23 protein-coding genes are annotated in these 19,316 nt (G+C 39.6%); 5 read left to right on the top strand and 18 right to left on the bottom strand.

Annotated features, from left to right (window positions below; translation table 11 throughout):
• Window positions 1-96 precede the first annotated feature (96 nt).
• The 13 genes from DS031_RS15335 to DS031_RS15275 form a co-directional block, all read right to left on the bottom strand.
• Window positions 97-645 carry a F0F1 ATP synthase subunit delta gene (locus tag DS031_RS15335; RefSeq protein ID WP_113806951.1) on the bottom strand — a complete coding sequence of 183 codons (549 nt, stop codon included), beginning with the start codon at window positions 643-645 and terminating at the stop codon, window positions 97-99.
• Window positions 642-1,163 carry a F0F1 ATP synthase subunit B gene (atpF, locus tag DS031_RS15330; RefSeq protein WP_113806950.1) on the bottom strand — a complete coding sequence of 174 codons (522 nt, stop codon included), beginning with the start codon at window positions 1,161-1,163 and terminating at the stop codon, window positions 642-644. Before atpF ends, DS031_RS15335 begins: the two co-directional genes overlap by 4 nt.
• Before the next feature lie 169 nt (window positions 1,164-1,332).
• Window positions 1,333-1,545 (bottom strand): F0F1 ATP synthase subunit C, encoded by a 213-nt coding sequence (gene atpE / locus DS031_RS15325; RefSeq protein WP_113806949.1) that lies wholly within the window; start codon window positions 1,543-1,545, stop codon window positions 1,333-1,335.
• Window positions 1,546-1,594: 49 nt separating this feature from the next.
• Window positions 1,595-2,311: a F0F1 ATP synthase subunit A gene (atpB, locus tag DS031_RS15320; RefSeq protein ID WP_113806948.1), complete on the bottom strand. Its 717-nt coding sequence runs from the start codon at window positions 2,309-2,311 to the stop codon at window positions 1,595-1,597.
• A 17-nt stretch (window positions 2,312-2,328) separates the two neighbouring features.
• On the bottom strand, window positions 2,329-2,697 hold the full coding sequence (locus DS031_RS15315; protein WP_113806947.1) for an ATP synthase subunit I: 369 nt from the start codon (window positions 2,695-2,697) through the stop codon (window positions 2,329-2,331).
• On the bottom strand, window positions 2,697-2,918 hold the full coding sequence (locus DS031_RS15310; RefSeq protein WP_425451973.1) for an AtpZ/AtpI family protein: 222 nt from the start codon (window positions 2,916-2,918) through the stop codon (window positions 2,697-2,699). Before DS031_RS15310 ends, DS031_RS15315 begins: the two co-directional genes overlap by 1 nt.
• A 543-nt stretch (window positions 2,919-3,461) precedes the next feature.
• Window positions 3,462-4,091: a uracil phosphoribosyltransferase gene (gene upp / locus DS031_RS15305; protein WP_113806946.1), complete on the bottom strand. Its 630-nt coding sequence runs from the start codon at window positions 4,089-4,091 to the stop codon at window positions 3,462-3,464.
• 561 nt (window positions 4,092-4,652) lie between these two features.
• Window positions 4,653-5,750, bottom strand: a complete 1,098-nt coding sequence (locus DS031_RS15300; protein WP_245947464.1) for a GerAB/ArcD/ProY family transporter — start codon at window positions 5,748-5,750, stop codon at window positions 4,653-4,655.
• Window positions 5,751-5,913: 163 nt separating this feature from the next.
• Entirely contained in the window at window positions 5,914-7,167 is a 1,254-nt protein-coding gene (gene glyA / locus DS031_RS15295; RefSeq protein WP_113806944.1) for a serine hydroxymethyltransferase, read from the bottom strand.
• A 417-nt stretch (window positions 7,168-7,584) separates the two neighbouring features.
• A complete protein-coding gene (locus tag DS031_RS15290) occupies window positions 7,585-8,154 on the bottom strand; it encodes a TIGR01440 family protein (RefSeq protein WP_113806943.1) in 570 nt (189 codons plus the stop codon).
• A gap of 34 nt (window positions 8,155-8,188) precedes the next feature.
• Window positions 8,189-8,635 (bottom strand): ribose 5-phosphate isomerase B, encoded by a 447-nt coding sequence (rpiB, locus tag DS031_RS15285; RefSeq protein WP_113806942.1) that lies wholly within the window; start codon window positions 8,633-8,635, stop codon window positions 8,189-8,191.
• A gap of 146 nt (window positions 8,636-8,781) precedes the next feature.
• The gene (locus tag DS031_RS15280; protein WP_113806941.1) at window positions 8,782-9,393 is read right to left on the bottom strand and encodes a low molecular weight protein arginine phosphatase; all 612 of its coding nucleotides are present in this window, start codon (window positions 9,391-9,393) and stop codon (window positions 8,782-8,784) included.
• 390 nt (window positions 9,394-9,783) lie between these two features.
• Complete coding sequence (locus DS031_RS15275; RefSeq protein ID WP_113806940.1) at window positions 9,784-10,344, bottom strand: manganese efflux pump MntP; 561 nt, start codon at window positions 10,342-10,344, stop codon at window positions 9,784-9,786.
• 160 nt (window positions 10,345-10,504) lie between these two features.
• On the opposite strand from DS031_RS15275, the gene DS031_RS15270 reads away from it, so the two are divergent.
• Window positions 10,505-10,759, top strand: coding sequence for a DUF2533 family protein (locus DS031_RS15270; RefSeq protein WP_113806939.1), 255 nt, complete (start codon window positions 10,505-10,507; stop codon window positions 10,757-10,759).
• 234 nt (window positions 10,760-10,993) lie between these two features.
• On the opposite strand, the gene DS031_RS15265 is transcribed toward DS031_RS15270, so the two are convergent.
• The 5 genes from DS031_RS15265 to prfA all read right to left on the bottom strand — a co-directional run bounded on the left by DS031_RS15265 (window position 10,994) and on the right by prfA (window position 15,669).
• The gene (locus DS031_RS15265) at window positions 10,994-12,028 is read right to left on the bottom strand and encodes an L-threonylcarbamoyladenylate synthase (RefSeq protein WP_425451975.1); all 1,035 of its coding nucleotides are present in this window, start codon (window positions 12,026-12,028) and stop codon (window positions 10,994-10,996) included.
• 152 nt (window positions 12,029-12,180) lie between these two features.
• Window positions 12,181-12,609 (bottom strand): GNAT family N-acetyltransferase, encoded by a 429-nt coding sequence (locus DS031_RS15260; RefSeq protein WP_113806937.1) that lies wholly within the window; start codon window positions 12,607-12,609, stop codon window positions 12,181-12,183.
• A 165-nt stretch (window positions 12,610-12,774) separates the two neighbouring features.
• Window positions 12,775-13,443, bottom strand: coding sequence for a stage II sporulation protein R (gene spoIIR, locus DS031_RS15255; protein ID WP_113806980.1), 669 nt, complete (start codon window positions 13,441-13,443; stop codon window positions 12,775-12,777).
• A gap of 289 nt (window positions 13,444-13,732) precedes the next feature.
• Window positions 13,733-14,599: a peptide chain release factor N(5)-glutamine methyltransferase gene (prmC, locus tag DS031_RS15250; RefSeq protein WP_113806936.1), complete on the bottom strand. Its 867-nt coding sequence runs from the start codon at window positions 14,597-14,599 to the stop codon at window positions 13,733-13,735.
• Window positions 14,599-15,669, bottom strand: coding sequence for a peptide chain release factor 1 (prfA, locus tag DS031_RS15245; protein WP_113806935.1), 1,071 nt, complete (start codon window positions 15,667-15,669; stop codon window positions 14,599-14,601). Before prfA ends, prmC begins: the two co-directional genes overlap by 1 nt.
• A gap of 307 nt (window positions 15,670-15,976) precedes the next feature.
• On the opposite strand from prfA, the gene DS031_RS15240 reads away from it, so the two are divergent.
• The 4 genes from DS031_RS15240 to DS031_RS15225 all read left to right on the top strand — a co-directional run bounded on the left by DS031_RS15240 (window position 15,977) and on the right by DS031_RS15225 (window position 19,288).
• Window positions 15,977-16,921 (top strand): hypothetical protein, encoded by a 945-nt coding sequence (locus DS031_RS15240; protein ID WP_181833183.1) that lies wholly within the window; start codon window positions 15,977-15,979, stop codon window positions 16,919-16,921.
• A 138-nt stretch (window positions 16,922-17,059) separates the two neighbouring features.
• Window positions 17,060-17,479, top strand: coding sequence for a threonine/serine exporter family protein (locus tag DS031_RS15235; protein ID WP_113806933.1), 420 nt, complete (start codon window positions 17,060-17,062; stop codon window positions 17,477-17,479).
• Between the two features lie 140 nt (window positions 17,480-17,619).
• On the top strand, window positions 17,620-17,895 hold the full coding sequence (locus DS031_RS15230) for a hypothetical protein (RefSeq protein ID WP_181833182.1): 276 nt from the start codon (window positions 17,620-17,622) through the stop codon (window positions 17,893-17,895).
• 64 nt (window positions 17,896-17,959) lie between these two features.
• Window positions 17,960-19,288, top strand: coding sequence for a CoA-disulfide reductase (locus tag DS031_RS15225; RefSeq protein WP_113806931.1), 1,329 nt, complete (start codon window positions 17,960-17,962; stop codon window positions 19,286-19,288).
• Window positions 19,289-19,316 lie beyond the last annotated feature (28 nt).

The raw sequence follows: 19,316 nt of genomic DNA, 5'->3' as shown, positions 1-19,316 counted from the left end.
ACCCCTATCGTCAGATGTAGCTCAATAAATAAACGATTTATTGAACCAGCATTTTAAGTTGTTCATAAAAAGAAAGGGTTTTGCCCTCTTAAAATCTTATTTCCTTACTAATTGACGCTCGATTCGCGCTAATTTACCGCTAACGCTTCCATCGTAAATACGATTTCCGATCTGAATCTTCACGCCGCCAAGTAAGTTTTTATCGATTTTGTTTTCAATCTTTAATGTTTTTTTGCCGGCTTTTTTCGCGAAAATTTCTGACAATGATGCCTTTTCCGCATCAGAAAGCGGCTTAACTGAATAAACTTTTGCTTCTGCAACGCTTCTTTCTTCATAAGCAAGCTTAAAGAATTCCACTGCCACAGAATCAATGATGTCACCGCGGTGACGTTCCACTAAAAGCAAAAGCGTATTTAATACGTGCTGTGAAACAGATTTACTAAAGCTTTCTTTCACAACGTGCTGCTTTTTTGCGACAGCAACTTTTGGATGTGCTAAGAAAGATTGCAGTTCTGCTTTATTTAAAACAACGTCTTTTACAAGCTCCATGTCTTTTTCAACTTGAGCTAAGACATTTTGTTCTTTTGCAATTTCAAAAAGCGCGGCAGCATAGCGTTTTGCTACTACTTCGTTATCCTTACTCATCGCTTATCTCCTACCTCTTGAAGGTATTCGTTGATAAGTTTCTCTTGTTCACCTTCATTAAGCTCTTTTTCAATTACTTTAGAAGCAATCATAATAGATAAAGAAGAAACTTGTTCGCGTAATGCGGAAACGGCTGCGTCTTTTTCACGCTCGATTTGTGCAAGAGCATCCTGCTTAATGCGTTCTGCTTCTTTACGAGACGCTTCGATAATTTCTTCACGTTGGCTTTCGCCAAGCTTTTTCGCACTTTCAATAATGCCTTGTGCTTCTTCACGCGCTTTCTTTAATTCATCGCGCTGCTGCTCTAAATATGTTGCAGCTTCTTTGCGATTTTTTTCTGCTGTTTCGATTTCAGATGAAATATGTTGTTCACGCTGTTTCATGATGCCCATTAATGGACCCCATGCGAACTTGCGTAATAACGCTAATAATACTAGGAATAAAACAAGCTGATAAAGAATATCGCCTGTATTAAGCGTTGCAGCTAATACGGTATTCGCGGGATTCAAGAAATCCACTGCAGTCACTCCCTTCTAGGTCTACATAAGGAATGGCGAAGGTCCTCTTCTTCACATGAGATGTCCGAAGAATTCGACAAGCCCTTCTCTCGAACCCTTACTAGAATTGGACTAACTTCGCCACATTCACTAATAAAAAGCTTTTTTCAATTCGTATTAAAGGCTGTAATTAGCCACCCATTACGATGAAGGCAATAACTACGGCGATAATTGGAACCGCCTCTACTAACGCTACCCCGATGAACATTGTCGTTTGAAGTGCACCTTTAAGTTCCGGTTGACGAGCAATACCTTCTACTGTACGACTTACGATAAGACCGTTACCAATACCAGCACCAAGTGCCGCTAAACCTACTGCGATTGCAGCTGCTAAAAGACCCATGTTAATTTCCTCCTCTTATTGTTTAAAAATAGTATTTTAATTTATTTTATTAATGGTCTTCGCTCACTTTGTGGGCCAAGTATACCATTGTTAACATAGTGAAAATAAATGCCTGAATTGCACCTACGAAAATACTGAAGCCTTGCCAAGCTAACATCGGGATTGCACCGCCAACGGCGCCAAGCACCCCGCTTGTTCCAAGTGCTGCAAGTAAGCCGAGTAATACCTCACCTGCATAAATGTTCCCGTAAAGACGAAGACCAAGCGTTAATGTGTTCGCAAACTCCTCAATAATCTTTAGTGGGAATAAAAACGGCAGCGGACGGAAGAAATCTTTTCCGTACTCAGAAGCCCCCTTCATCTTCACACCATAGAAGTGTGAAAGTGCAACCACCATTACTGCAAGTGTTAATGTGATTGTCGGGTCAGCTGTTGGTGATTTCCACCAAAGCGTGTGTTCCTCTCCTACAATGATCGCAAAAGGTAAACCTAACATGTTGGATACAAAGACATACATTAATAATGTCATGCCAAGTGTTAAGAAACGTCCACCTGTTTTCCAATCCATTGTGCTGTTGATAATGCCTTTTACAAAGTCCATCACCCATTCCATGAAGTTCTGCACCCCTGTTGGACGCATTTGTAATGAGCGTGTGCCAATAACTGCGATAATAAATACGATGACAGCTGCAATGGTTGTCATAAGGACATTTGATAAATTAAATGTTAAACCTAAAAACTCTGCTATCGGAGCATGATGTTCCAATTGTTTCACCTCGCTTCCTACTGAGTACGTATTGTTTTAAGGAAAAAATCTATAAAGATGATAATGTAGGCACTGCTAAAGCCTATTACCATACTTAACAAATGGAATGTGTCTGGATACCTTAGAGCAACTAAGACGGCGAGCCCTGCTAGTGCAAATCTTGTCAGCATCCCGAGTGAATAAGCTTTCGTTCCTTCTGCGGCTGCTTGTCCGAGTTTTTTGACTTTTCGGTACATAAACCAAATATTAAAGCTTCCTATAATAAGCCCTAATATGGCTCCAAGAAAGACTGACTGATAAGGAGTAAATCCCCACCCTAGTACTAAAAGCGCGATTATGTATACCGTCAGCTGCATAAAACGTTTTAAGTTGCGGTCTTTTTGCATTAGCGCTCTTCTCCTGAATACTTACGAATAAGGGTCATCATGCCAAAGATGCCTGTTCCAAGCCCTAGAAAAAGGCCAAGAATTAAACATAACGGAGCTGTTTGAAAGAGATTATCAAGCCATTTCCCTAAAAAAACACCGCATATTGTAGCGCCGGCAAGCTGTCCAAGAATCCCGGACATAAGGGCCATTGCATATAAAGGGGGCTTTGCTTGTTTCACTCGTAAGCTCCTTTCAGCTTGACTTTGAAACATTGCTAACAATTAACGACAAACTTTCGCAATTAATATGTGACATTATGTGACAAACATCACGTTAACATGTAAGATGATGTGCTATGCTGGAGATGAAATGAAGCTGGCACATTGTTACTTGAAAAAATTCGTGTAAACCTTAACAATATATCCGTAGTAAGAATACAATAGTAGGCTTACAATGTCAATGTATTACAAAACTCGACATTCAGAGAGAAACAATCATTCCCACCGCCTATAAACGTTGATATATCAGTTTTTTCAGGCATCTCCTATAAACTTTTACCTCAAAAGGAAAGCGCTTCCCTTATTTATTCAATTATATTTGTAACAAAAAAGTCACATTTCTCCCCTTAACATAACCTATTTTTGTCAAGTTCGTGGATTTTTACTCAAAAAATGAAGAAAAAACACGTTTTAAATGTAGAACACACAAACAGCAAAAATCTCCTTTTATAAAACAAAAAAAGGCTCACTTCTATTAAGCGAACCTCTCATCGTTTCTTTTCCTTATTTTGTACCAAACAGACGATCTCCAGCATCACCAAGACCTGGAACGATATAACCTTTTTCATTTAACTTCTCGTCCATCGCCGCAAGATAAATATCCACATCTGGATGTGCTTCCTGCATCATTTCAACGCCTTCTGGGGCTGCAACAAGACACATTAATTTAATGTTTGTTGCGCCGCGCTTTTTAATTGCGTTAATCGCTTCAACAGCAGAGCCGCCCGTTGCAAGCATTGGATCAATCACAATAAATTCACGCTCTTCCACATCCTTTGGAAGTTTTACATAATATTCAACAGGCTTTAATGTTTTTGGATCACGGTATAACCCAACATGTCCTACTTTTGCTGCTGGAATAAGCTTTAAAATCCCGTCTACCATCCCAAGACCGGCGCGAAGAATGGGAACAAGCCCTAATTTTTTACCTGAAAGAACTTTTGCTGTTGCCGTCTCAACTGGTGTTTCTACTGTTACTTCTTCAAGCGGAAGGTGTCTTGTAATTTCAAATGCCATTAAAGATGCTACTTCATCAACAAGCTCACGAAATTCTTTTGTTCCTGTATTTTTATCACGAATAAATGTTAACTTATGCTGAATTAACGGATGATCAAACACATACACTTTACCCATTATAAATCTCCCCTTTGCAGTTCGCTTAATTGCTCTTCAGAAAGTTTACATAAAAACAACCATCAATTCAAGCTCAAGCATAATTATAGGAATTTTCATACTTTTAATATATAGATCATCCGTTCATTTTGAATCCAAACAGGTGATAGAATCGTTTCATACAGTGGAGTTAAAATGAACAATCTTGTTTAGATTACAAACGTTTATTCACAAAAAATAACATCCTAGATTTGCTCTAGGATGTTATTTTTGGATGTTTATTTTAATTTGCTGCACATCTTTACTTTGACATGCGGGGCAGTGATTTCCTGAAAAAATATTTAAACAATGTTTGCAGTAATGTTTCATGTTCTCCATCCTCCTACTCCTTGTCTATTTCCTATATTTTTAAGATGTAAACAAGATTTAATTTTATTAATTTTCTGATTTGTTTATATATATGTATTATAGTACTATATGTTGCCTGCATATACCATAATTTTAGGAAGATTATCTATCAGACTTTCTAATTAACTGTTTAAAAATTTTTAAAGCTCTGCATTCTTTATGATGATTCCTCTTTTACAATTTTTTTCGAAATTTCGATGCTGCTAATAATAACAAAGGTAACACTAATCCGTAACCCAGCGTATACGGCCACCATACCGACAAGACAAATGTATTAAAATAAACCGAATCAGGTACTTCTGCAAGCGAAACAATTACTAAAAGAACTGCAAATGGAAATGTTAAAATACGATAATTTTTCAACCTTAAAAGCTGCGCGGTTCCTAATAAAGAAGCATAAAAACAAAGCGATAGTTTAATAAAAAGCGTAAAAAACCAAATTGAAGCCATCACAACTTCAATCCGCTCTAGGAAATGTCCTACCGTGATTTTTTTAGCTAACATGTAGCTTGGATAAATATGACGATTTGTGAAATCCGCACCGAGCACTGCGATACTAAAAAAGATAATAATAAATAATAAACTTCCTCCAATAAACATCCCTAATCGATAAGCTCTTCCTACTTTAATCTTTTGCTGGATACATGGAAAAATCATTAAAAGAATGACCGATTCCAAATAATAACCAATTAAAGGAAGCGAGCCTCTAATGGCAGGTTTAAATCCTTCTCCAAGCAACGGCTGTAAATTTTTTAGTTCTACTTGAGGAAAAATTAAAAATATAAGAATGAAAAACAATACGATCACAACAGGAAAAAAGATTTCTGCAGCATGACTCAATGCTTCGATGCCAAGACGCATCGCAATGACTACAACAAGTAAAAATATTACTAGCACAAATTGAATCGGTGTATCCGGCAGCACCTGCGCTACTATAAAATCGCCAACTTGCCAAAGAATCACCCCTGAATCAAGAAAAAAATAACTAACAAGTAATATTCCGACGATTTTTCCAAACCAAGACCCTAAAATTTTTTCACTCATTTCTATCAGTGTTATGTTAGGAAAGCGGCTGCCCAACACGCTGTACAAAGATACAAGCAATAATCCCACACCTAAAGAAATAAGTGCTGAAATCCAGGAATCTTCCATACTTTCCGTTGCAACATTTGAAGGAACATATAAAATTGTATCTCCAATAACGAATAAAGAAACCAAGATCGTAAATTGACGTCTGCTTATTTTTGAATTCTCCACCATTTTGTTTACCATTCTCCATATGTACGTAATAAAACCCATTTTCCCTATAATTATTACTGTTTCCTAAACTGCCCTATTCATACTTCTCTAAAAAAAGCGGCTGGTCCATATGGACCAGCCGCTTTTTTTATTATCCAGTTCCAGCGCCGCTCACAATGGGCGCCTTACGCTTTTCTTACAAACTTGGGTACATTTCGAATTTGCTTGTTAGTTCTTCAACGCGTTTTTCTGCTTCTTTGAGCTTGTCTTCGTTTTCAACGTTTTTAAGAACAAGTGCGATAATAGAAGCAATTTCATCCATTTCTTCAAGACCGAAACCGCGTGATGTAACAGCAGCTGTACCGATACGGATACCGCTCGTTACAAATGGGCTTTCAGGATCATATGGAATCGTGTTTTTGTTTACTGTAATACCGATTTCGTCTAACGCTTCTTCCGCCACTTTACCAGTAATGCCAAGGCTTCTTGTGTCTAAAAGAAGAAGGTGATTGTCTGTACCGCCAGACACTAAGTTAATGCCTTCTTTTTGAAGACCTTCTCCAAGACGCTTCGCATTGTCGATAATTTGCTGTGCATATGCTTTAAAGTCATCTTGAAGTGCTTCACCGAATGAAACAGCTTTCGCAGCGATAACGTGCATTAATGGCCCACCTTGAAGACCAGGGAACACAGACTTATCAATTTTTCTGCCAAACTCTTTGCCCAGTTCTTCGTTGCAAAGAACCATACCGCCGCGAGGACCGCGTAATGTTTTGTGTGTTGTTGTTGTAACAAAATGCGCATGCGGTACTGGGTTTTGGTGAAGACCTGCTGCAACAAGACCAGCGATGTGGGCCATATCAACCATTAAGTAAGCACCAACTTCATCAGCGATTTCACGGAATTTCGCAAAATCAATTGCGCGAGGATATGCACTTGCACCAGCAACGATTAATTTTGGCTTATGCTCAAGTGCTTTTTGACGAACATCTTCATAATCAATGCGGTGTGTTTCTTTGTCTACACCATATTCTACGAAGTTATATTGTACACCACTGAAGTTAACTGGACTTCCATGTGTTAAGTGACCACCATGTGAAAGATTCATTCCAAGCACTGTGTCGCCGTGCTCTAAAATTGTAAAGTAAACGGCCATGTTTGCCTGTGCACCAGAGTGAGGCTGTACGTTTACATAGCCTGCGCCAAAGATTTCTTTTGCGCGATCGCGAGCGATGTCTTCTGCAATATCAACATATTCACAACCACCGTAGTAACGACGGCCAGGATAACCTTCTGCATATTTATTTGTTAATACAGAGCCTTGTGCTTCCATAACCGCTTCGCTTACAAAGTTTTCAGAAGCGATAAGCTCGATTTTGCTGCGCTGTCTTCCTAATTCTAATTGAATGGCATCAAAGACTTTTTGATCTTGTGCTTTTAAATGTTCCATGATGATCCCCTTTCGATTTTCCCATTTTCCGTATTTTAAAAATTAAAAAGGTTTTTTTCTCATGTTCATTCTAACATGAATTATGAATAATTCTAGTTAAAATTTTGTTAAAATCAAGTTTTTTTATTTGAAAAACGAATTTTGTTTTTGAAACCCTTTGCTAATGTACGTGATTTAAGGTTACTGCATATGATTGCACAGATGCCGAGGGGGAATTTGTTAATCTTCTAGAAGATTAGATTTGCTTGACGCAAATCCGAGCGGAAAACCGTGCTCGAAATCCCCCTCTCTATGAAGTTTATTCTTAAATTCTTGTTCCTAAAGCGCCTCTTCATTCACTAATATAAACATTCATGATTTTATTATGTAATAAAGCGGATTACCTCATTCAGTAACCCGCTTGTTTATAAATGTTGGCTAGAAGCAGTGAAATTCTTTATTTGGATAAACAGCACGTTCGCCGCCAATGAGTTTTGGACGGGTTTTTGCAAGGGTCACATGCGCTTCCCCGACTTTTTTAACACGACTTCTAACAGGAACGGCGACATGCTTTAAGTGCATACCGATGAATGTGTCACCGATATCAATTCCCGCGTCTGCTTTAATAAATTCAACCACGGCAGGCTCTTTAAAATGATGATAAGCATATGTGGCCATCGAACCGCCGGCAGAGCGCATCGGGATAACAGATACTTCTTCATAGCCGCGCTGTTCTGCTGTCTCACGTTCAACAACAAGGGCACGGTTTAAGTGTTCACAGCATTGAAAGGCAAGCTGTACGCCTGTTTTCTCTCGAAATGCGGCTGCTTCTTTATAAATTGCTTCTGCAATCTCATCGGTGCCGGATGTGCCAATTTTTTCACCAATCACTTCACTTGTACTTACCCCAATTACAAGCAGATGACGAGATGATAACGGCATACTTTCCACTAAATCTTCTAAAACCGCGCGAACTTCTTCGCGAATAATCGCCGAATTGTCGCTCATTTTTTCAACTCCTTTATACTGCAGGGCGAACTCGTTAAGCTTGTTGGTCTTCATATTCTGAAATTTTACTTACACGACGCTGATGACGTCCACCTTCAAAGCTCGTTTCAAGCCATACTTTTGCGATTTCTCTCGCAAGGCCAGGCCCAATGACACGCTCACCCATCGCAAGCACATTGCTGTCATTATGAAGACGCGTTACTTTTGCTGTAAATAAATCATGAACAAGGGCACAGCGAATGCCTTTTACTTTGTTTGCGCTAATTGAAACACCAATTCCTGTCCCGCAAATGACAATACCGCGATCTGCTTCACCGTTGGCTACTTTTTCCGCTACTGGAATTGCATAATCGGAATAGTCAACAGATGTATCACAATTGCAGCCAAGGTCTTCATACTCGACACCGGTTTCCTCCATTAAACTTTTAATTTCTTCTTTTAAATTTACTCCCGCATGATCAGAACCAATTGCTACTTTCACAACTTTCCCCTCCCAAAAATTATCGTATTATAATGCAGCAGCCTGTTAAAGAACGCTTACACTTGCTTCAAATAGTAGTGTCGTTTCTCGCTGTTGTCAATTGATTTCTCGACTCTACCAGCGAATTCACTTAGGAATAACGCCCTTTATTCATCTTTTATTTTTTGTCTGAGCGCTTCAATTAATTCATCAAGCTCCTTCAGTGTTTCTCGATAAATATCAACAGGACCGCCGAATGGATCGATAATATCATTAGAAGGAATATCCCGCTCAAGCTTTAACACCCGCTCACGCAAACGTTGAATTTCTTTAATTAATACTTTATTTGGTTCGCCCTCATTATTTTGCTGTTCACCGATAAACAACGCCTGTTTTGTTTCAAGCTCTGCAGACAGCTCCTGCAGTTTATCTATAGTATCCTTTACCGCCTTATCTTCTAAAACAAACTCTTTTAAGGTGTATACTTTTTCAACGCTTTCCGGAAACTGCTGATGCACATAGCGTTTGTGGTTTTCCGTCATCGTTAAAATAACATCTGCCCATTTCACAAGCTCTGTTGTCAGCTGCTGGGAGCGGTGCGAAACAGGAATATTTTTTTCGGATAATACCATTGTCACTTGCGGACTTTCTTTCGTACCGTTTGAAGCAAAAACACCCGCTGATTTTACTTCAAGATCTTTTTCTTTATGCCGCAGCAGCGCCTCCGCCATCGGACTTCGGCATGTATTTCCTGTACAAACAAATAGTATCTTCTTCAATAGGATCACCTCTTACCTCTTATTATTCTATATTTTGAAGTAAATTTAAATCATCATGATGCATTTATTGTTTCAAGCCGTTTAGAACTTCTTTTCTTTCTTTAAAAACTCCTGCTGCTACGAAAATATTCCCTTTATTAAAAAAAGAAAACGAGCAGACATTAATTGACTGCTCGCTTACTGATAGATATGAATGAACATACTTATTTAAAAAATAACAATGAGGCTTATTTCCCACTAAACTATTCAACTATAAAATTAGTGTTCCTGACTTATAATAAAAATGATCTTCATAAAAATGTAAATGCTTTTTTATAAAGTTATTTCCGATATCTAATAGTTTTCTTATTTGTAAAAAATAACCAAATAAATACAGCAGAAATTAAGCTTTTAAAGCGGAAACAATAACTTAATACCAAACGCAAGCAGAACACAGCCGCCGATCGCTTCACTGTATGTACCAAACCACTTCTGCACCTTTTGGCCGAGCAGCAAACCGAGCCATGTTAACCCAGTGCTTGCTAGTCCAAATAACGCGATCGTCAAAAAAACGCGCGCCCCGACAATGCCAAGACTAAGCCCAACCGAAAAGCTGTCAAGACTTACACTTAATGAAAATAAAATAAGACCAAAACCAACCGGCATCACAAACGGCTTGTCATCTTCTTGAAAAGACGATCGAATCATCTGCCCGCCTAATAGCAGCAGAAGTGCCCCGCCAACAAGTGTGGCAATTTCTCCAAAGTGCGAGGATAGCACTTTTCCAATTAACATTCCGAAAAGCGGCATAAATACGTGAAAGATTCCGATTGTTAGTCCAATTATAAAAATTTGCTTTGAACGAAGTGAAATCATTCCCATGCCAAGCCCAATTGAAAAAGCATCCATGCCAAGCGCTACCGCCATCATGCTGAGCGTTAACAGTTCCCCAAGCATTGCTGAAGCTGTCATTGTCATCTCCCCTTAAAACCCGCTAATTCACCATATGCACGTCCAAGGAAAAATAGACGATTATTCCATTTCGATAAATCGTGCTATAATTGACGAAAAGCCCATGTTCTTACAAACTTAAGAACTCGAGCTTCATATGAAAAGAACTGGAGGATTTAAAATGGAAGTACATCGCTCAATTTCAAAACATTCCGAATCACAACATAAACGGATTTCACTATTCCGGTCATTAGATGCACAGCGCGAGCTTGCGATTGAAGATGCGGTAAGAAAATGCCAAAACGGCGAAGAGTTTTCTATCGAGGCAATTAACGCGGTAACAGCAGAAATTAATGAACTTGCAAATCAAGGGATTGTCCCGACACGCAAGCTTGTTACAAAAGACATGATCCAGCAGTATGTTGAAAAACTATAAAACAGCACAAACAGCTTAAGCTAAACATTCAAAAATTGATATTTTCTTAATTTAAAAAACAAAAAATACCCGTTTGCAAGAGAATGCAAACGGGTATCTTAATTTATTAAACACTATGATATCATTACTTTTCCTAAACAAACCATTCCCTATTTTCTACAAAAACAGCTTTCCTCACATCATCTATACATACTTTTTTCGATCGCAATATCCCTTATACAAAACTTGTACAGCTTACTCTGACGCAGTGCGGCCGCCTGCTGCTTTTTCTAAACGATTCATCACAGCAGCTCCAACACCTTCTTGTGGAAACACTTCACTATAAATATTATCCACATGTGAATAATCAAACGCTCTTAGTACATCGTAAAGACGATTGGCAACTGTGGATAAATCAGAACGTGTTCCACAGGCAATAACAATGTCTGCATCATAAGCATGTTTGTTTTCTTCTGTTGTTAAAACACCGACTTTTTTCCCGAGCTTCCGATCATCATTCACAAGTTTTTGAAGCATTTCTTGTGAACCTGAAACGAGCGTAAGTGGGGCTTTTGGCGCATAATGCGTATATTTCATGCCCGGTGATTTTGGGGCTTGTCCACTTGAAAGAAGAGCTGGGTCAATCGCAACGTCGCCAACAACTGCTTCAAGTTCTTCTTTTGTTACACCGCCTGGTCGTAAAATCGTTACGATATCTGTTGTGCAGTCTACAACAGTGGATTCCACGCCAACACCTGTCGGACCGCCATCAACAATACCGGCAATACGGCCGTCAAGATCCTCATAGACATGTTTTGCTGCTGTTGGGCTTGGTTTTCCCGATAAATTTGCACTCGGTGCTGCCACAGGAAGATCGGCATAACGAAGCAACGCTAAGGCAACCGGATGATCCGGCATTCTTACCGCAACAGTCTGAAGACCTGCCGTTACTTTTTCTGAAACAACATCGCCTTTTGGCATCACAAGTGTTAATGGGCCAGGCCAAAAATGGGCCATTAATTTTTCGGCATTTTCAGGGATTTCGCTTACAACGCCTTGAAGCTGCTCACGTTTTGCAATATGAACAATCAGCGGATTATCACTCGGTCTTCCTTTTGCTTTAAAAATTTTTTCGATCGCTTCATCAGATAAAGCATTGCCGCCAAGTCCATAAACCGTTTCTGTCGGAAAAGCAATCACTTCATTTTTCTTTATCCACAAAGAAGCCTCTTCAACCTGTGGATAACTTTCCGGCGAGTCCTCGTCCACTGTCCAATAATATGTTTTTATTCCAGTCATTTTAAACGCCACCTTTTTTCTTATATGTCAAGTGTTTTCTGACTTTTTTCAACACTTCACAAAAAAAGATTTTCAGTTATCCACTGTGGATATTTTTTGAATTTTTTCACAGATAAACTTGTGGATAACTTTTGTTGGTTTTTTTAAGTTTCTAATGAACAGTACATCGCTGCTGCTTGAGCGGTATCCTGCCCACGCACTGCATATTTAATACTTTCTGGAAGCTGTTCTTGATCTATTTCTTTAAAACCTAATACCGAAAGAAACTCCGCATGTCCTGCTGTAAATAAATATAAACTGTGAAGCTGTTTTTGTTTTGCCGCAGCAAAGACGGTTTTAAAAAAGCGCACTGTTTTTTCAGCATCCCAATCTTTTGCCATCACAACAAATGAACGCAAAAGACCAACTGTTTCATAGGCTTCAATTGCAATCATTGCGATAATTTCCTGCTGCTCATTTTCAACAATAATCGTATTAGACATATTTTCAGGTAGCTTTTTCACCTTTGCTTTTTCCGCAAAAGCATGGATTCGCTTTTCATCTCCTTGTTCCGCTTGACGCATCACCAACATCTTCATTCCTCCTATTTTCATTCTTTGAAACTAGTTTATGAAAATAGGACAAGACTATGACAGAAAGAAAAGCGGAAGGCGCCTGCAGCTGGATAGAAAAACGGAAGCGGCCTGTTTCACTCCTAGAAGGAACCGGCCGCACAATCAAGACAATACCTGTATAGGTTAGCCAAAAAGCTTCGAAAACCATTCAACAAGAAAGAACTTTACTTCCACTTTGCCATCGTCTTCTGAAGAAGCGGCTTTTTCTGCTTCAAGTTCAGCATCACTTCCAACCGCTTCACTCCCATTCTCTTCTTTGACCGCTTGACCGCTGTCTATATCTAAAAAGCACAGCGGAGGAAACAGTACACACCACCAGTTTGCCCCTAGCCCTTCTCCAAGCGTAATCAGTACGGCTTCATAATTTCCAGCAGGATAAATATAATCACCATACATTTTTGTCGGAAACGCCACTTTGCCAAGCTTTACTGAAAAGCTTTGCTGAATACCGCGCGCTTTTAGTTCATGTGCAACAATTTCTTTAATTTCCGGTAAATGACGAGCAATTTCTGCACGAGCAAGTTCAATTGATTTATAGTTTTCAACCCATCCTGCAATCTCAACGTTCACAAGATCACGGATTTGTCGTTTCACTTCTTGATCTTTTTCAGAATTTGAGTTTGCTAGAATACGAAGGCGAATCGCCTCATCTGGGATAACAGTTGATTCTAATGCATCATACGGCTTATGCATATTAAATGAAAGAACAATTACACACATCATTAATAATAGATTAGAAAAAATCACCTTCTTGTTTTCCTTAAACGAAAAAGCATTTATTTTTCTTTTCATATTATTGACCACTTTATAAGATGGAAGTTTATGAATAAGTGCGTTTTGTTTCATTTTTCTGCCACCGTCCCTTCACTAATCAGTGTGGACAGCGGCATTATTTATTAAACAAAGATTCGTCCGTCAAAACGTTCAGTAATTCGACAGCCTTAACTTAATCTACATTTGTGGATATCGTGTTAATTTTGACTCATGCTTTCAACATTCGTTGAAAGCGTGCGAAACAGTTTCTTTGCACGAATGAGTCAAAATTAACATATCTATATTTCAATTTTAAATATAATATAGATTAGCGAATCACCGCGAACACCATGCGATCTTTGCCGTTAATATCATATTCTACTTTCACATCAGCTTGTGGATAAACGGCTTCAATCATTTCAGCAACCGCACTTCCCTGCCCAGCTCCGACTTCAAAGGCGACAATTCCTGTTTGATTCAGTACGTTCGGCAAACTAGAAACAAGCTTTCGATACAAATCATAGCCGTCTAATCCGCCATCAAGCGCTAAAATCGGTTCATGGGCGCGGACAATTTCATCAAGTGTTTCAATTTCTTGTTTCGGAATATATGGAGGATTAGAGACGACAACATCAACTTTTTCACCGCGTTCAATAAGAGGCGCGAATAAGTCTCCTTGTAAAAAGCGGACAGATGCCCCCAACTCCTCGGCATTTTGCTTCGCCATTTTAAGTGCCGCTTCAGAAATATCCACAGCCGTTACATCAAGCTTTTTATTTTCAAGCGCTAATGTAACTGAAATTGCGCCGCTTCCTGTTCCGATATCGACAACTTTAATAGACGCTTTACCAGGAAAAACTGCTTCCATGCGCTCGAGTAAACCGTGCACAAGCTCTTCGGTTTCCGGTCTTGGAATTAATACATCCGGGCTAACCGCAAAAGTACGTCCATAAAACCTTTCAATACCGGTAATATGCTGAATCGGAATTCCTTCGCTGTGCTTGTGGACAGCCGCAAAAAAAGCATGCCCTTTATCCACAGGAAGATCTTCCTGCAGCCTCATTAACAAGCCTGTTCGGTCCACATTAAGATAATGCCGAAGCAGAATTTCTGCGCCGTATTCTTCACGATTATGTTCCTTCAAAAAAGAAGAAGCCCAATTCAGGGCTTCAATGATGCGCCATTTCTTTTCCATTATTCTTCAACCTGCTTCATTGCTGCGGTTTGTTCTTCTAAAACAAGTGCATCAATAAATTCATCAAGTTTACCTTGTAAAATTTGATCAAGCTTTTGAATCGTCAGACCAATACGGTGATCTGTTACACGATTTTGCGGGAAGTTATACGTACGAATACGTTCAGAACGATCGCCCGTACCAACGGCAGATTTACGTGTTGCCGCATATTCTTCCTGTGCTTCCTGCTGAAATTTATCATAAATACGAGCACGAAGAACTTTCATTGCTTTTTCTTTATTTTTAATTTGCGATTTTTCGTCCTGACATGAAACAACAACACCTGTTGGAAGGTGGGTTAAACGAACAGCCGACATTGTTGTATTAACACTTTGTCCACCTGGTCCGCTTGATGTAAACGTATCAACACGAATATCTTTTTCATGAATATCAATTTCTACTTCTTCCGCTTCAGGAAGCACGGCTACTGTCGCTGTTGACGTATGAATCCGTCCCCCTGATTCTGTGGAAGGAACACGCTGTACGCGGTGTGCACCGTTTTCGTACTTTAACTTTGAATACGCACCTTTTCCATTAATCATAAAAATAATTTCTTTATAGCCGCCAAGCTCTGTATAACTCGCTTCAATGACTTCCGGCTTCCAGCCCTGCACTTCAGCATAGCGGCTGTACATCCGGTAAAGGTCGCCCGCAAACAGTGCTGCTTCATCTCCGCCTGCCGCGCCGCGAATTTCAACGATAACGTTTTTATCATCGTTTGGATCTTTCGGAAGCAGAAGCACTTTTAATTTCGCCTGCAGCTCTTCTTCTTGATCCTGCAGTTCTGAGATTTCCATTTTCACCATTTCACGCATTTCGTTATCAAGCTTTTCTTCAAGCATTGACTTTGCGCCTTCAAGCTCTTCTGTTACCTGCTTGTATTCGCGATATGCCGCCACAATTTCCTGCATATCAGACTGCTCTTTTGAATATTCGCGAAGCTTATCCATATCACTAATCACTTCAGGATCACTTAATAATTCATTTAATTTTTCATAACGATCTTCTATTGACTGTAAACGTTCTAACACGCTTTTCACCTCATTTACATTGCATTACAATGCGAGAAAACCCCAGCAAGCTGACTGTTTTCTTCTATGTTTATTTATTAACTGTACGCTGTTTATTAAAACGTATCAATTTAAACTGATTTATAACAGTATAATTATAGTATACGTTATGATGGGAGTCAAAGTGTTTAACATTCCCGAACACATCCTTTCCCATTAAACTTTCCGTTATAATGAAAGAAGGAAATCTAAACTTTTTACCAGCACCTCCACACATTATCTTTAAAAAGGTGGGAATACCGTTGCCTAAACGTCTTTATTGGAAGGTATGGCTTCTTATTACTTTAATTTTGATCGTTATTTTTTCCCGCGGATTTTATGGGAATTTCGCGAAGAACGTCCGCTTAACATTGCGGTTTTGGATAAAACCGTTCCAAAAGAAGATTATCGGGAACACCTCGGCTTGTTTTGGTTATTAACCCATGAAAAAATCGCAACGCCCGATTATAACCTTTATGAGCTTGAAGAAGACTATTACGGCTATGATCCTTATGAATCAAAAGGGGATACAGAGATGGAGCTTCTTCCTAATCTTGATATGATTTATATTGCCGATACGTACGGTGTTTATACTGATGATCTAAGAGAACTTCCTGAAGGAGAACGCTCTGAACTTCTTTACGGTGCTCTTGAACTAAAAGAACTCGATCAGCTGCTGCTTGCCAAAGAAGAACATACCACTCTCATCGCTGAATTTAATACCTTTGCAAGCCCAACCAGTGGGATTGCACGAAAAGGTGCTGAAAAAACCTTTCATCTCGATTGGAGCGGCTGGATAGGGCGGTATTTTCCTGACTTAAACAGTTCAGAAGTTCCACCTTGGCTAATTCGAAACTATGAAGCACAAACAGGGGAAAAATGGCGCTTTAAAGAAGGCGGACTTGCATTTGTTCATGAAAGCGACCGCGTTATCGTCTTTGATCGGGAAGGATATGAGGAAAAGGTAACATTTCAATGGACTGATTTAGGAAAACGCCATTATCCAAACGGAAAGAATACTGAATACCGCTATTGGTTTGATATTGTTGTTCCCGAAAAAGATACAACAATTGAAGCCGTGTATGAATTAAGCTTACGAGAGAGTGAAAAAGAAATTTTACAAAAAGAAGGCATTCCGCTTACATTTCCCGCTGTGATTCATCACCCCCAACACCATACCTATTATTTTGCGGGTGATTATGCGGATACAGTGAAAGTTGGATTTGAAAAGTAGACAACTTCCATTCTCGTTTCCAGCTGGGCCGCTTCAAAAAATGAAGAATTTTATTGGCGTTCCTATATTCCAATGATGCAAATTTTACTAGAAGAAGCAGAAGTAAAAAGAGAACAACAAGCGAAAAAAGGTGAGTAAATGAAAAACATCGATCGAAAAAAGCTGAAAAAGTTTTTATTATGGTTTCTATTTCTTAGTACGTTCGGCGTAGCTGGCGGGGTTACTTTTCTTTTTTCTGTCATCGTTCCATACGAACAGTATCTTTCTGATCAAGGAGCCTCACAGCGGAAAGTTGACAGCATTTTAAAATATTTCGTCGTCGGCTGGGTGGTGTTTGGATTTTTTGTCTCGTTTTTATATTACCGCTTTTTGCTTCGAAAAAAAGAACGTTTTATTATACCAGCACTTATTGCCTTTTTAACAACGATTGCGGCCGGTACGGTGACCTATTTGTTTTTTTCAGCAAACTCGACTGTCGTAATTGCCTCACAAGGTGATGTGGAAAGTTATGGAAAGAAGACTATGAAAAAGCCGTTCTCCGTTATCAAACCATTTTAAGTGAGGTTCACGAAGATACCGAAAAGTTAGGAATACGTTTTGAAGCAGACATTCCTTTTTGGTTTGATAAGCGCCGTTATGAAAATAGTCGATACGGAAGCGGGACATTAAGCGAATGGATTATTAACCTTGCAGACAGTGTGACAGTGATGGCTTACCGCAATAAGCTTGATGGCAATAACGGCATTTTAGCACTAACGAAAAATGAAATCGATTATGCCGAAAAACAGAAAAAAGAAATTGTCATTGCCCTTGAAACAAAACCGCTTGAAGAAAGTCATTTAAGCTTTGCCGGTAATCTGAAAGGACTCGATCAAGCAATCAATGAAATTAACAACATTTATAGCTCATACAAAAGCTTTCGCGGCATTGCCGTTCATGATTATAACTATTGGAAAGCGCTCGAGACGAAATAACGAACGTTACAATTTGTGCCTAAACGGGAATAATGAATGCATCAAAAGAAAATGAGGTGAAGGTATGCAGTATGTTATTATTGGCGGTGATGCGGCCGGCATGAGCGCGGCAATGCAAATTATTCGAAACGATTCAAATGCATCTGTCATTACTCTCGAAAAAGGCGGCATCTATTCCTACGCCCAGTGCGGGCTGCCTTATGTAATCGGTGGGAAAATTCCATCCACAGATAAACTGATTGCGAGAAAGCGAGAAACGTTTCAAGATAAATATGGGATTGATGCCCGCATTTATCATAATGTGGAGCGCGTTGATCCAAATCATAAACGAGTAGATGGAAAAAACTTAAAAACCGGAGAAACTTTTTCGATTGAATATGATCGCTTGTTAATCGCAACAGGAGCGGATCCGGTTCTGCCAAAATGGGAAGGGATTCATCTTAAAGGTGTACATAGCTTAAAAACCATTCCTGACAGCCATGAAATTATGAAAGACATAGACACCGCCGAAAAGATTACGATTATTGGCGGTGGTTATATCGGACTTGAAATGGCTGAAAATTTTGTGGAACTTGGAAAACATGTCACCATTATTCAGCGCGGTGAACAGCTTGCAACGATTTTTGATCAAGAAATGGCCGAACTCATTCATGCTGAAGCGAAACAGCACGGCATTGAAGTGCGGACAAGTGAAACCGTTACAGCGCTCAAAGGAAAAACGCGTGTTGAAGCGGTAGAAACAGAAAAAGGAACTTATGAAACAAATTTTGTCCTGGCCGCAGTCGGCATTTCACCAAATACCGCCCTTATTGAAGATACAGGCATCGTGACAAGCATAAAAGGAGCGATTGCCGTCAACCGCTATATGGAAACAAACATAAAAGACATTTATGCGGCGGGCGACTGCGCCGTCCATTATCACCGGGTAAAGGAAAAAGATGATTACATTCCGCTCGGCACGCACGCCAATAAACAAGGACGCATCGCAGGTCTTAATATGGCTGGAAAATCACGCACTTTTCAAGGGGTTGTCGGCACGTCGATTATGAAATTTTTTACCCTTGCACTCGGGCGCACAGGGCTATCAGAAAAAGAAGCAGCGCAAATGAATATTCCATGTGAAAGCATTGTCTATGATTCAACCGATCATGCAAGCTATTATCCGAATGCAGAGCCTATCCACATGAAACTTCTTTATCGAACAGACAATAGGCAGCTTCTCGGCGGACAGTTTATCGGCAAAAGCGGTGTAGATAAACGTGTCGATGTGTTAGCTGCTGCTCTTTATCACAACATGACAATTGAAGACTTAGAAAACCTTGATTTAGCTTATGCGCCCCCGTTTAACTCTGTATGGGATCCGCTGCAGCAGGCGGCACGCAGAGCAAAATAGCTGTAAGAAAAAGAAGGGGCGCCTTTAA

Origin of the sequence: Bacillus taeanensis (assembly GCF_003318295.1) — a bacterium.
Taxonomy (GTDB): Bacteria; Bacillota; Bacilli; order Bacillales; family UBA6769; genus Maribacillus; species Maribacillus taeanensis.
Note: the sequence above shows the minus strand (reverse complement) of the source record. Positions and strands in the feature narration are given on the sequence as shown.